Annotated in this window: 10 protein-coding genes; 6 read left to right on the forward strand and 4 right to left on the reverse strand. The window is 72.7% G+C overall.

The features are described from left to right. The first annotated feature begins 33 nt into the window (after positions 1-33). Positions 34-1794, forward strand: coding sequence for a TraM recognition domain-containing protein (locus ABZT74_RS04230; RefSeq protein WP_356167560.1), 1761 nt, complete (start codon positions 34-36; stop codon positions 1792-1794). On the opposite strand, the gene ABZT74_RS04235 is transcribed toward ABZT74_RS04230, so the two are convergent. Further along, entirely contained in the window at positions 1712-2944 is a 1233-nt protein-coding gene (locus ABZT74_RS04235) for a DUF418 domain-containing protein (protein WP_356167275.1), read from the reverse strand. The two genes, ABZT74_RS04230 and ABZT74_RS04235, sit on opposite strands and share 83 nt — an antisense overlap. Then, positions 2941-3351, reverse strand: coding sequence for a hypothetical protein (locus ABZT74_RS04240; RefSeq protein ID WP_356167278.1), 411 nt, complete (start codon positions 3349-3351; stop codon positions 2941-2943). Before ABZT74_RS04240 ends, ABZT74_RS04235 begins: the two co-directional genes overlap by 4 nt. Before the next feature lie 141 nt (positions 3352-3492). On the opposite strand from ABZT74_RS04240, the gene ABZT74_RS04245 reads away from it, so the two are divergent. Then, on the forward strand, positions 3493-4533 hold the full coding sequence (locus ABZT74_RS04245) for an NlpC/P60 family protein (RefSeq protein ID WP_356433339.1): 1041 nt from the start codon (positions 3493-3495) through the stop codon (positions 4531-4533). Between the two features lie 155 nt (positions 4534-4688). Here ABZT74_RS04245 and ABZT74_RS04250 read toward each other — a convergent pair whose 3' ends face one another. Continuing rightward, positions 4689-5132: a DUF4913 domain-containing protein gene (locus ABZT74_RS04250; protein ID WP_355873589.1), complete on the reverse strand. Its 444-nt coding sequence runs from the start codon at positions 5130-5132 to the stop codon at positions 4689-4691. Between the two features lie 197 nt (positions 5133-5329). Between ABZT74_RS04250 and ABZT74_RS04255 the strand changes: the two genes are divergently transcribed. The 4 genes from ABZT74_RS04255 to ABZT74_RS04270 all read left to right on the forward strand — a co-directional run bounded on the left by ABZT74_RS04255 (position 5330) and on the right by ABZT74_RS04270 (position 10522). Then, positions 5330-7018, forward strand: a complete 1689-nt coding sequence (locus ABZT74_RS04255) for a hypothetical protein (protein WP_356433340.1) — start codon at positions 5330-5332, stop codon at positions 7016-7018. Positions 7019-7377: 359 nt separating this feature from the next. Next, positions 7378-7572 (forward strand): hypothetical protein, encoded by a 195-nt coding sequence (locus ABZT74_RS04260; protein WP_356433341.1) that lies wholly within the window; start codon positions 7378-7380, stop codon positions 7570-7572. After that, positions 7569-8843, forward strand: coding sequence for a hypothetical protein (locus ABZT74_RS04265; RefSeq protein ID WP_356433342.1), 1275 nt, complete (start codon positions 7569-7571; stop codon positions 8841-8843). Before ABZT74_RS04260 ends, ABZT74_RS04265 begins: the two co-directional genes overlap by 4 nt. A gap of 104 nt (positions 8844-8947) precedes the next feature. Next, positions 8948-10522, forward strand: coding sequence for a glycosyl hydrolase (locus ABZT74_RS04270; protein WP_356433343.1), 1575 nt, complete (start codon positions 8948-8950; stop codon positions 10520-10522). Positions 10523-10629: 107 nt separating this feature from the next. Here the strand turns inward: ABZT74_RS04270 and ABZT74_RS04275 are convergent, their stop codons facing one another. Next, positions 10630-13575 carry a BTAD domain-containing putative transcriptional regulator gene (locus tag ABZT74_RS04275; protein ID WP_356433344.1) on the reverse strand — a complete coding sequence of 982 codons (2946 nt, stop codon included), beginning with the start codon at positions 13573-13575 and terminating at the stop codon, positions 10630-10632. Positions 13576-13843: the final 268 nt, after the last annotated feature.

The raw sequence follows: 13843 nt of genomic DNA on the forward strand, positions 1-13843 counted from the left end.
GCGCCCCGCGGCGGCGGCGGTGACCTGCACGACATGCTCCCGTGGGCGATCGTCGCGGTCGCCGGCACCGGCCTGGTGATGTTCACCGTCGCCTGGTCCGGCGGCACCCTCGGCGCGGGCCTCTCCGGCAACGGCTGGGACGCCCCGCCGTTCGCGCTGTCCACCATCGCCCACCTGGTCTCCGACGGGCCCGGCGCGCTGTGGCCGGCCGCGCCGCCAGCCGCCGTCTACGCGGGCATGCTCGGGCTGCTGGTCCTCATCGCGGTTCCCCTCGCCCTGGTCGTCCGCCTCTTCATGGACCACTCGGCGCGTCCCAAGGGCCTGGCCGGACGGCGGGAACTCGCCGCCATGTGCCCCAAGGGCATCGAGTCCCGCGCCCGCGAACTGCGCCCCGGCCTCAAGGGCCGCGACCACGTGCACCCGGACGAGACGGGCAACCTCCTCGGCGACCTGGAGCCCAAGGGCCCCGAGCTGCGCAGCAGTTACGAGGACGTGGAGCTCGACCTGATGGCGCCGCGGGCCGGCAAGTCCACCGGCATCGCCGTGCCCCGCGTCCTGCGCGCCCAGGGCGCGGTGCTGCTCACCTCCAACAAGGCCGACGTGTACGCCGTCACCCGCGCCGAGCGCGCGAAGGCGGGCACGGTCTGGACGTTCGACCCGCAGGGCATCGCGCACACGCCGCGCGCCCTGTGGTGGAACATCCTCGGCGAGTGCCACACCATCGAGGGCGCCCGCCGGATGGCCGGCCACTTCGTCGCGTCCGTCAACGACGACACCGCGAAGAAGGACTTCTGGATCTCGGCCGCCCAGAACACCCTGACCGCCCTGTTCCTCGCCGCCGCACGCGGCAGGGCCCCGCTGACCGACCTCCTCGCCTGGCTCGCCGACCCCGCCGACCGCACCCCGATCGACCTGCTGCGCGAGGTCGGACTCGTCGCGATGGCCGAGCAGTTGCAGGGCACGGTTCGGGGCGCGGTGGAGACCCGGGACGGCATCTACGAGACGGCACGGCAGACCGTCTCCTGCCTTCTCGACCCGGAGATCCTCGCCTGGGTCACCCCGGACCCCGACCTCCCGGAGTTCCGGCCCGACCGGCATGTCCTCGGCCACGACACGCTCTACCTGCTGTCGAAGGACGGCGGCGGCTCCGCGGCCGGCGTCATCGCGGGGCTCGCGGACGCGACGATGCGGGCGGGCGTGGTGGCCGCCGAGCGGATGGGCGGGCGCCTCGACCCGCCGCTGACCGCCGTGCTCGACGAGGCGGCGAACGTCTGCCGCATCTCCGATCTGCCCGACCTCTACTCGCACTTCGGCTCCCGCGGCATCAACGTCGTGACGCTGCTGCAGAGTTACCGGCAGGGTGCCCGTGTATGGGGCGAGGTCGGCATGGACGCACTGTGGAGCGCGGCGACCGTCAAGCTCCTCGGCGCGGGCCTCGACGACGCCGACTTCGTCCAGAAGATCTCCACCCTGGTCGGCCAGCACGACGTGAAGACGCCGAGCATCTCGCGGGGCAAGGACGGCACGTCACGGTCGTACTCCTACCGCCAGGAGGCCGTCCTGCCGCCGGACCGGATCCGCGCCCTGCCGAAGGGCACGGCGCTGCTCCTCGCCACCGGTGTCAGGCCCGCCCTGATCCGGCTGCGCCCCTGGTACAAGGAGCCCGGCGCCGGTGCCATCTCGGCCGCGGCGAAGGCGGAGACGGCGGCGATCACCGAACGGGCCGCGAGCCGTCTGCTGCCGGGCGTGACCCTGCACAAGCCGGAGCCCGGCCGGGACACCGCGCCAGCGTGACCGTCCTGAGCAGCAGCTCGGCGGGCCCGTACCGGAAGCGGCCCATCAGCCAGTGGCCGTAGCCGAGTTGGAGGCCGTACAGCAGCACACAGCCCGCGAGGACGGCGGCGGTGCCGACGCGGTCGTAGAGCCCGAACCCGTAGCCGGTGAACACGCAGGCGAGGACCAGCGACTGGGTGAGGTAGTGACTGAGCGCCATGCGCCCGGAGGCGGCGAGCACGTCCGCCGCCGGGCGCACCGCGCCGGCCAGCAGGAGCACCCCGCACCCGTACGACGCCGTGAGGGCGGGCGCGGTCAGCAGCGACACCGCGTGGCCGACCAGGAACCAGCGGCTGTCGAGCGGCCCGTTCGCGCAGACGGCCGTGACCGCGCCGCCCACCAGGCCGACGGGCAGCCACCGCAGCACGGTCCGCCGCAGCCACGCCCGGTCCCGGCCGCGCCGCTCCACGAGTCCGGTCCTGGCCGCCGCGAGGCCGGCGAGGAACGCGGCCAGCATGTCCGGCGCGTACAGCAGGTTGGCGCCGAGCGCCGACGGCAGCTCGCGCAGATGGGCCCCGATCACCGAGCCGAACCCGCCGCGGTAGGCGGCGACGGTGTCCGCGACCCGCGGCGCGTACTGGGCGGGGGTGACCGGTTCGGTCAGCACGACGGTCAGCAGCCCGTACCCGAGCAGCAGCACGGCCAGGCCCGCCACCAGACAGACCGCGACCCGCACGGCGGCCCGGGGGGTGAGGTCACGCAGCCCGTACAGGATCAGGCCGAGAGCGGCGTACGTCATCAGGATGTCGCCGGGGTAGAGCAGCACGGCGTGCGCCAGTCCGAGTCCGAACAGCCCTGCCGTGCGCCGCAGATGGCGCAGCCCGGAGGCGGTGTCCGACGGGCGGCCCGCGCGACGGTCGAGGACGAAGCTGTAGCCGAGGAGGAAGGAGAAGAGCTGGTAGACGGTGGTGGTCGCGGTCACGCCCCAGGCGGCCGCCCGGTCCACGGCCGTGGCACCGGGCCCGCCGCCGAACGCCGTGTACGGGCCCGCCATCAGCTGGGCGTTGACGAGCAGGATGCCGAACAGGGCGAACCCGCGCAGCACGTCGACCTCGACGACCCGGCCGCCCCGCACGGCACCGCCGCCCGTCCCGCCCTCACGTCCGTTCACGACGAGACCATGACCCCGGTGCCGAAGGCCAGGGTCGAGGACAGGAACCAGCCGAACGACGGCGCCAGCAGATACCGCAGCGTCCACAGCCCGGCCGCGGCGGGCCGGTTCTGCGCGTAGACCACCGGCACGGTGCCGCCGACCGGCGGCAGCCCGCACAGCGGCCCCCGCCACCCGGGATCGAAGACGAGACCGCGCCCCAGGTGGTCGGAGAACACCACGAGCCCGCCGGGCCTCCGGTCGGCGACCTTGCGGGGCGTGACCTGGCCCATCACCCGCAGCCCGCGCAGCCACAGCCGCAGGGCTCCCATCACCGACCGTGCCGCCAGCGTCAGGAACCCGAGGCCGAACCCCGTGCACAGCGCCAGCGGCACCAACTCCGCGACCATCCCCACCCCTTCGTCCACGACCGCCTTCGACGCACAACGTCCGCCGGTGTCCGACCGGTTCACACCGTCGCTTTGAACCGCCGCCCCGCACGGCCCCGTTGTGGGGACGACCCCCGGCCTCCCTCCCATGCGGCGCCTACGAAAGGAGCTTCGGCCCAGATGAGACGGACCCTGCGCGCACCCGGCCACCGGACGGCCGCGACCCTCGCGCTGGCCCTCGCGCTGACGGCGACGGCCCAGCAGCCGGCCCGGGCCGAACCCGAGCCCGGCACCCTCACCGAGGTGCACGCCGAACTCGAACGGCTCTACCACGACGCGGAAGTGGCCACCGACAAGTACAACGCCGCCGACGAGAAGGTGACCGGGCAGGAGAAGCGCGTCCACACGCTCCAGGACCAGATCGAGACGGCCGAGACGAAGCTGGGCCGTCTCACCCGGCTGGCCGGTGCGGCGGCCCGCGCCCAGTACCGGGGCGACAGCCTGCCCGCCGAGATGCAGTTCGCCCTTGCCGACAACCCCGAACACGCGCTGGAAAACGCCGCGTTGGCCCGTCAGGCCCAGCAGGCCACCCAAGGGGTGCTGGCCGCCCTGACCGCCACCCGCGAGGATCTGGGCACCCGCACCGACAAGGCCAGAGACGTCCTGAAGAGCCTGCGGGCGAGCCGCCGCGCCCAGGACACCGAGCGCCGGTCGGTCGAGAAGCACATCGACGAGGCGAAGGAACTGGAGTCGCGGCTGGAGAAGAAGGAGGTCGAACGGCTCGCCGCGCTGGAGAAGAAGGAGGCCGACGACGCCCAGACGAAGTGGGTGGACACCGGCATCCTCAAGAAGGTCGGCACCGACGCGACCCCGGCCGGCCGGAAGGCGATCGCGTTCGCCACCCGCCAGATCGGCAAGCCCTATGTGTGGGGCGCCGAGGGCCCCGACTCCTTCGACTGCTCCGGCCTCACCTCGCAGGCCTGGCTCGCGGCCGGCCACGTCATCCCCCGCACCTCGGAGGAGCAGTGGCGCCGCCTGAAGCACGTCCCCATGGAGGACATGCGCCCCGGCGACCTCATCATCTACTTCGCCGACGCCAGCCATGTCGCCCTCTACATCGGCGACGGCAAGATCATCCAGGCCCCCCGCCCCGGCCGCTGGGTGTACGTCTCCCCGGCCGCGTCGATGGAGATCCTCGGGGTGGTCCGACCGGACGCGTGAACCCGGCGGGGGCGAGCCCTGTGCCGAGGACCTGGCCGAGGACCTGGCCACGGACGGCGACGAGGGGCGGGCCACGGTGGCCCGCCCCTCGTTCCCGTCCGTGCCTACGCCGTGCCCGTAGGCAGCGCCCCACGCCGTGCCCGTACGCCCTGAAATCAACCCTGCGCGGGCGGCGGTCCGAACGGGTCGACGGCGTCGACCACGGGGGCCTCCTTCGCCCGGTGGGACCCCGACTTACAGCCGGCGAACACACCCGACGGGTCCCGCAGGTTCTGCATGATCGGCCCGAGGAAGTCCCGGTGCCAGCTGGCGGGACCGCTCATCCCGGACTCGGAGCCGGTGTCGCTCAACTCCCCCCAGGCGAGCCACAGTCCGTGCAGCTGGGCCACCGCCTCCGGGTGGTCCCACCAGCGTGAGCACCAGGGAGCCAGCGAGGTGACCTCACGGCCGTACACCGGCAGCAGTACGTGATGCACCCACAGGGTCAGCTGCCGCAGCGCCTGGCCATACTCCGGCCCCTCCAGATAGAGGATGAACTTCGGCGCGGGCGGCGGAGCCGGAGCCTCCTGCTCGGCGGTGCCTCCGGTCTGAACGGTCATGGCGCTCCTCCCTGACGGGTCGGTCTCGTCCGGGACCACAACGCGCCCGTGCGGTACGGGGTTCACGGAACCGGCGAATCACCGCCCCCCACAGGGGGTTGAACCGCCCGGCCGCAGCGGCCGTTGAATCGGCACGACTGTTCCACAACGCGGGCGAGTGGCGCGTCTTTCGCCGCTCCGGCGAGGAGGACCTCACGATGGCGGGATTCAACGAGCAGCAGTTCAGGGCCGAGGAACAAGAGATCAGGTCGGACCTCAAGAAGTACGGCCTCCACCACGACAAGCAATTCATGAAGGCCTTCGACGGCTACATGACCCAGCTCCACAAGAACGGGCTCTGGGTCCAGGCACAGCACACTCCCAACCCGGCCTGGGCCGCGGACGCGGCGACCAACCTGATCGCCGAGTTCGACCGGACGAACGCTCTGCACGTCCCGGCCAAATGGTGGCGGGACAACAAGAGGAACAAGAACTTCGCCGCGGAGCGGGACGCGAAGGCCCAGGACACCTTCAACAAGAAGTACCTGTGGAGCAAGACCGAGCCCTACTACCCGGCGAAGAAGGCCGCCGAGGCCGGCGGTCTCATCCTGGAGACGTCGTTCCCGGGAAAGATCTTCAACGGGAAGAACTTCGGATTCGAGAACTGGTCGGACGCTCCCGTACAAGCGCAGCTCTGGGAACACATGTCCAGTCACTACGTCGACGCGGCCCGGGGCCCCGTCGAGGCGGTGATGCTCGGCGGCAAGGTGGACGGCAGTGTCCTGACCAAGCACGAGTGGCCTCACCTGAAGAAGCGGATCGAGGCCGGTGAGGTCTCCAACCTGCACGTCAAGGTGATGGGATTCAGGAACGACTCGCAGGAGTCGCAGGCCTGGTCGCTGGAGACGAGGGCGACGTTCAACGTCCATTCGCAGAACTCGTTCGACCAGATCCCCTCGCCCCAGGACCCCGACTTCTGGGACAAGCAGAACCGTTGGCGCAACCAGGAGAAGGCCCGCAACGCCAGCAAGTCCTCGGCGAGTTCGTCGAGTTCTCAGGACAGCGCGGCCAGCAACTTCTCACTGAAGAGTTTCCACAAGGCCTTCGACGACCCCAGCGCGGTCGTCGTCCTGGCGGACCCGGGCGCACCGAGCACACAGCGGGCCGAGAGCCCCGGTGAGGAACAGCTGTCGCGGGTCGTCACCCGTCAGATGTCCGTCGCGGACACCACGGCCGCGCGACAGCCGCTGACCAGGCAGCAGACGATCGACGCGGTTCGGACCGAACTGCAGGCCCAGGCGGCCGCCGTCCACTCCCTGGACGAGAAGCTCTCGGCCCTCAGGGAGCAGCAGGTGCTGCGGGCGGCCGGCACCCCGGCGTGGCCGGGCGCGCAGAACTACGAGGCCGGGCTGAACCAGGGCATGTCCTCGATGGCGCCGTTCAGAGCGCCCACTCTCGACTACTCCCCCACGGCGTCCGCTCCCGGGGCGAGCGAAAGCTACTTCCCGCAGGGTCTCCGGTACACCGCCAATCCGGTGACGACTCCCTCGTACTCGTACACCCCCCAGGCGATGGGCAGCACCCTCCCGCAGTCCGAGTCTCCGCTCCAGACCGGTTCGTTCGAGTATCCGCCGGCGCCCGTCCACGGCGCTCAGACCTTCAGTCCCTACACGAACACGCAGGAGCGCACTCCGAGCACGGGCTCGGCCTCCTCGGACTTCGGGGCACCGCTCCAGCCGACCCAGCGGCACCCCAGCCCGCCGTCCGAGGCTCCGGCCCCGGTGGCGAGCAGTGCCTCGGGGGGGCACGGGCACAACAGCTCGAAGAAGAGCAAGAAGACCAAGGAACCGTCCTCCACGCTGATGTGGCTGGCGGGGAAGAAGCAGGGCGGCCCGAGCAAGAAGTAGGTGCCGTCGGACCGGCCGCGGCCGCCCGCTGGAGCGCTCTCCGGCCGGCGGCCGCGTCGATGGCGGACCTGGTTTCCTCAGGCGCCCGGCCGCGGGGCCGCGGGCGGTGCTGGTTCCCTTCGTGGTGCTGCGGACGAGGACGGCTGGGACGGCGATGTGTCGCACCCCCCGAGCGTGTGACACCCCTTGGGCACACCGCGGGCGTGCCACCGGGAGGTTCCTCGACCGATGCCACCGTCGCCGTGCCCGTGTCGGCGCCGTCCGTATTGAACTGCCGCGCATTCCGGACCCGTTGTAGTTGCCGAACCACGTCGGCGCCCGCCGACCCCGCACGGCCGCCAGGTTGAGGAGGTACGCACATGTCCGCTGCCCGCGCACGGAGGTTCGCGTCACAGGGCCTGCTGGAACGCCGCCGGTCCGCGTCCCGGGCGACCGGCTGCTACGACCGCGAGACGCTGCCGTGCCCGGCCGACGGCGCCCCCTGGTACCCCGAGACCACGCTGCCGCCGGGTCTGCTGCCCCTGCCGGCCGGCTTCGAGCTGCGCGGGGCGTGAGCGGCACCATGGCGGACCAGAACGTGGCTCCCCGGAACGCGAAGCGGCTGACCCGGAGGAATCCCGGGGCCAGGCTGGCGCGCGACCTGCTCAAGACCGAGTACGGCCTGCGGGGCCAGGACCGGAGCGGGGCGGGACGGACGGACGGGGAGGGCATCTGGGAACGGCTCGCTGCCGAACTGCGCCGACTCCTCGCGCGCTTCACGGGCGGCTCACGCCCGGCACCGGCCGGCGGAGGCTCCGCGCCCGGCGGCCAGGAGGGCGGACAGAGTGACGGGTCCTTCGACCCGGCCGCCGCGACCGCTCCGGGCGGTCCCGGGCAGCCGTCGCCGACGACACCGCCGCCCACCGGAACAGCCCCCGCGGACACGCTCGTCCACACCGGGATGGCACGTCTCGAAGAACGCATCCGCCGGCTTCCGGCGCACGAACGCGAGACCTTCGAGAACGCGGTCCTCCACCTGGTCAGGAGCGACAAGAAGTACCGGAAGGCTTTCGAGAAGTCCCCCGAGAGCATGCCGCTCGTGGCCCGCTGCGCCGTCAACGCGCATCTGCGGGAGGTGGCACCGGAGGTGGCGGCGGCGGACAAGGCGGCACGGCAGCGGGCGCTTTCGCGGCCGGGCGCACCCGGCGACGAGACCCGCTCGCGATGGGAACGCCCGGCCCGGGACCTCGGCGAACCGGCGGTCGACGTCGTCCCCTCGTCGTCCAGGGGCAGTTTCGCCGCCCCCCGCCCGGACGAGATGACCGACGGCCTCGGCTTCCAGGAGGCCGAACGCGTCAGCCTCGCGGAGCGGACCAGCACCGCCACCCTGACGCCACGGGAGAGCGACATGTTCGCCGGGCACGGCTTCCTCGCCGCGCAGAACGGCAGTCTGGGACTCGGGTCCGGCGACGACACCCTCGCCCCCGCTTCGGGACGGGAGCCGGTGTCGCCGCTTCCCGCGGAAGCGCAGCTCGTGTCCCCCGTGCTGGGCGACGCGGCCCCGGTCTCCCCGCTGCCGGCCCACGCCCAGCCGTTCTCCCCCGCGCCGGACCACGCGTCCCTGGTCTCCCCGCTGCCGGAGCGGGCCGTCCCGGCCCCGTCACAGCAGAGTCCGGTCCTCCCGCCCTCCCCGCTCAGCCGGGAGGGCCACCAGTCCCTGCGGGACACTCGCGACGCCTTCCCGACCGCCTCGACCTCCAGCGGCTCCGACGCGACCACCCGGTCCGCGGCTCCGGCGCACGGCGTGCAGAGACAGCCCGTCCAGAGGCCGGTACGGCGCACGTGACATCCCCCGCCCGGTGAACCATCCACCCCCGCCCATCCGTGGTGCCTGCGGCGACGCCACCTGATCGCCGAACCGGCGCAACGCCCCACGGAGAGGCACGCTCTATGCGCAGACGTACATCCCTACTCCTGGCTCTACTCCTGGTCGTCGTCGGTGTGACCGGCACCGCCCTCGCGGTGCAGTCCCACCGCTCCGGCGGCCAGAGCATCCAGGGAACGCCGGCGGCCGACGTCGCCGAGCACACCGTCACCCTGCAGAACAGGACGGACAGCCGTATCTGGGTCGGCAGCACGGTCAACGCCGACGGCTCGACCGCGCTCACCGGCCTCCCGGCGCTCGACCCCGGCCAGTCCGCCACGGTCACCGTCCCCGAGCGCGCGGGAGCCGGGCACTGGCGCGGCACCTTCTTCGCCCGTCAGGGCTGCGGCGGCGAGGACGGCAGTACGTTCCACTGTGCCGTCGGCGACTGCGGACCGCACGCGGACCGCTGCTCGACCGGTGAACAGCCCACGGGGCTGGCGGAGTTCAACTTCGACCCGGCCGACTCGCTCGCCCCCTGGTACGACGTGAGCTACGTCAACGCCGTCGCCGCGCCCGTCACCATCACCCCGAACGACGTGGCACCGCCCGCGAGCGGCGAGTGCGCAGTGGCGGGTTGCGCGGAGGACCTGCTGTCCGCGTGCCCGGCCGACAACCTCACCAAGGACCCCGGCACGGGCAAGCCGCTGGTGTGCGTCAACCCGAACCGGGACGCGAAGACCGGCTACAGCGACATGGTCAACCAGAAGTGCCCCACCGCGTACGCCTGGTCGAAGCAGGACGCCGAGCCGGGCAACAAGGTCATGTACCAGTGCACCAAGTGCACGGGACTGACCGTCGCGTTCGGCACCGGCAGCGCGGCCCCGGCCGAGCCCGCCGCCACCCAGCCGGCCCCGGAGAACAAGACCCCGGCCGCCGGGCGCAAGGGCGTAAGCCTCAACCCCGTCGACGGCGCCTCCCAGGCGCTGGCCGACTCCGGCGCCTCCTGGTACTTCAACTGGGCGTCCTCGACCGGCGCGGTGACCAGGCCGGACGGCGTCGACTACGTCCCGATGATCTGGGGTCCCGGCTCGGTCACCGACGCCGAACTCGGCCAGGCCGCCAAGGAGGGCAAGGAACTCCTCGGCTTCAACGAGCCGGACTCGCCGACCCAGGCGAACATGACGCCCGAGCAGGCGCTCGACCAGTGGCCCCGGCTGGAGGCGACTGGTCTGCGGCTCGGCGCTCCCGCGGTCGCCACGGGCGCCGACGTGGCCGGCGGCTGGCTGGACCGGTTCATGCAGGGAGCCGCCCAGCGCGGACTGCGCGTCGACTTCATCCCGGTGCACTGGTACGGCGCCGACTTCGGACCCGACGCGGCCAACCAGCTCCGCGGCTACCTCCAGGCGGTGCACGACCGGTATCACAAGCCGGTCTGGCTGACGGAGTACGGCCTGATCGACTTCTCCAAGGGCACGCCCCGCTATCCGAGCGGGCAGGAGCAGACCGACTTCATCCGCTCGTCGACGCGGATGCTGAACGGGCTGGACTTCATGGAGCGGTACGCGTGGTTCACGCTCTCCACGGTGACCAGCCCGACCGGCCTGTACGACGGGGCGACCGCCAACGCGAGCGGCCGGGTCTACCACGACGCGGGCTGACCTGCCGCGGCGTTGAACCGTCCGCCCCCGTGCCCCGTTGTGCGGGTGGAACCCGGTCGCGGCCCTCCCCCGGGCCGCGGCCGGCCCCTCGTCGAAGGAGACTCATGTCAGGCGGTCCGTCCCGGCTCGGCCCTCGGGGCACGGGCGTCGGACGGCCCGTCCTCCAGGCGGCCGAGCCGTGCACGGACCTTCTCGGCGTCGGGATGGTCGAACTCCACGAAGATCGCCAGCGCCTGGCGCCAGCTGTCGCGCGCCGCCTCCGGCTCCTCGGCGTCCAGGTGGACGTCCCCGAGGTTGCCGAGCGTGTGGCCCTCGCCCCACCGGTTGCCGATGTCCCGGTGGGTCCTGAGCGCCTGGAGGTGGTACTCGACCGCGGCGTCGTGACGCCGCAGACGCCGGTGGACGGTGCCGAGGATGTCGAGGGTGACGCCTTCGACCCAGCGGTTGCCGCCCGCGCGCAGGACGGTCAGCGCCTGGTCCAGGCAGGCGACGGCCTCGTCGAAACGGCCGAGCTTCTGGTAGGCGTCGCCCAGGTTGCTGAGGGCGATGCCCTCACCCCAGGCGCCGCCGATGACGCGCTCGATGGCCAGTCCGCGCCGGGTGTACTCGATGGCCTTGTCGAACTGCCCCGACTGGAGGTAGGCGTCACCGAGGTTGGCGACGGCCGAGGCCCTGCCGTCGTGGTCGCCGAGGTCGCGGTAGGCGGTCATGGCCCGGTGCAGGTGGTCGATCGTCTCGTCGAGCCGGCCCGAACCGCGCAGCGCGGCGGCCACGTCCGCGAGTCCCTGCGCCTCACCGAGGCGGTCGTGGGCGGCGCCGGCGGCGGCCAGCCCGGCCTTCGCGGTGTCGAGCCAGTCGTGGATGTGGCTGCGCAGGTAGAAGAAGCCCCACAGCACTGCGGGCAGCCGCCACGCGATCCCGGGATGCCCGGACGCGGCGGCCTGGTGCACGGCGCTGACGAGGTTGCCGCGCTCCTTCTCGCACCAGCGCACGGCCTCGTCCTGCGTGCCGAACTCCAGCGGCCGGCACAGCGGGGGCAGCGGATCGAGCGGGATGCGGCGCCGGTGCGGGGTGATGTGCGGGTAGGCGGCCTCGGCGGTGTGCAGGTACCAGGAGAGCAGCCGTTCCACCGCGAGGTCGCGTTCCTCGGGCGTCTCCTCGGCGCGGACGCGCTCGGCGGCGTACACCCGCAGCAGGTCGTGCAGGGTGTAGCGGCCGGGGAAGTGCTCGGTGAGCAGGTGCGCCCGGGTCAGCTCGACGAGCAGCCCGCGGGCCTCCCGGGACGGCAGCCCGGTGAGCGCCGCCGCGGCGGGCGCGGAGATGTCGGGCCCGGAGTGCAGGCTCAGCAGGTGGAAGTGGCGCGCGGCGGGCGCCGACAGCACCTTGTACGACCAGGAGAAGACGGCCCGTACGTCGGTGGTGATGTCGTCGCCGCCGGCGAAGGCGTCGAGGCTGCCGTGGGTCTCGCGCAGTTCGTCGACGATCGCGCTGAGCGGGAAGCCGGGGTACGCGGCCGCGTGCGCGGCGACGATCGACAGGGCGAGCGGCAGCCGGGCGCACCGGGTGATGATCTCGTCCGCCGCCTGCGGTTCCGCCGCGAGCCGTTCGGTGCCGAGTCGGCGTGCCAGGAGGTCGTGCGCCTCGGCGGGCGACAGCTGGTCCAGCGTCAGCGGATGCGCGCCCTCCCCGGCGACCAGTCCGGTGAGCTGGTTGCGGCTGGTCACGATGACCAGGCAGCCCGGGGAGCCGGGCAGCAGCGGCCGGACCTGTTCGGTGTCCCGGGCGTTGTCGAGCAGGACGAGCACCCGCCGCCGGGCGAGGAGGCTGCGGTACAGCGCGGCCTGGGCGTCGAGACCCGCTGGAATCCTCATCGGGGGGACACCGAGCGCGTCGAGGAACGTACGGATGGCCTCCTCCGGCGTCACGACGACACCGGTCGGGTCGAAGCCGCGCAGGTTGACGTAGAGCTGCCCGTCGGAGAAGCGGTCGGCGATCTCGTGGGCCCAGTGCACGGCGAGGGTGGTCTTGCCGATGCCGGCCATGCCGCCGATCGCGCTGATGACCACCGACGCCGGGGTGCTGCCGCCCTCGGGCAACAGGGCTCGTGCACGCTCCAGTTCGGCGGAACGTCCAGCGAACGTCGGCAGATCGGCGGGGAGTTGAGCTGGTCGCGCAGGGTGGGCGACGGCGGGCGGAGCCGGTTCGTCGGCTGTTCCCGCCTGCTCCGAGAGCACCACCTGCTCCGGCGGCTCGTGCGCCGGGGACGGTCCGGCACCGAGAGTGGGGTCGGCGGCGAGGATGCGGTCGTGCAGGTCCCGCAGCGCGGCGCCGGGTTCGATGCCCAGCTCGGCCACCAGGGTGGTGCGCGTCCTGCGATAGGCGGCGAGCGCCTCGGCCTGCCTGCCGGACCGGTACAGCGCCAGCATGAGCAGCCGGCACAGCTGCTCGCGCAGCGGGAACCTGCCGGTCAGCGCGAGCAGTTCGGCGATCACCTCGCCGTGCCGTCCGAGCTCGACGTCCACGTCGAGCCGGGTCTCCAGGGCGGCGAGCCGCTGTTCGTCGAGCCGGGACGCCTCGGACTCGGCGAGCGGGCCGGGGACTCCGGCCAGCGCCGCGCCCTGCCAGCTCGCGAGGGCCGCGTGCAGCAGATCGGCCGCAAGGGCCGGTTCGCCGTCGGCGCGGAGCCGGCGGGCCTCGGCGATCCGGCGCTCGAACACGTCGAGGTCCAGGGCGCCTTCGGGAACCTTGAGGAGATAGCCGTCGCCGACCGACACGACCACCCGGGGCGCGTCGGCGGAGTCACGTTCCGGTTCCAGCGCCTTGCGCAGCCGGGACGCATAGGTCCGCAGGACCGACACGGCGGCCGCCGGCGGCCGCTCGCCCCAGACCGCGTCGAGGAGTTCGCCGAGCATGACGGGGCGTCCACGGCGCAGCAGGAGCGCCGCCAGAACCGCCCGCTGCTGCGGGGAACCGACGTCCACCTCCTGTTCGCCGTGCCATGCCCGGACCGGCCCCAGCACGGCGAAACGCACGGATTCCTCGTAGGCCTTCACTCTTCGGACTGTACTGAACACCTGTTCCACACAAGGGGCCTTGACGGTTCCGGAACTCCGGCGGCGGCTTGGCCCGCTGCCCTCCCGGTCCGCCCGCGCCCGCCCTCCGGGGCAGCGGACCGTGGACCTGAACGCATGGGCGCACAGGACCCGTTCCGCGGGGCCGCGGGATTGAACCGTTTCCGGGCGGCACCCGTTGCGCTACGCGGGGACCGACGCGACGGACCCTGCCGGAGCCGTGCGGCGGGGAACGTCAGGAAGGAAGCGC

This window comes from Streptomyces sp. NPDC005302 (assembly GCF_040607345.1).
Taxonomy (GTDB): Bacteria; Actinomycetota; Actinomycetes; order Streptomycetales; family Streptomycetaceae; genus Streptomyces.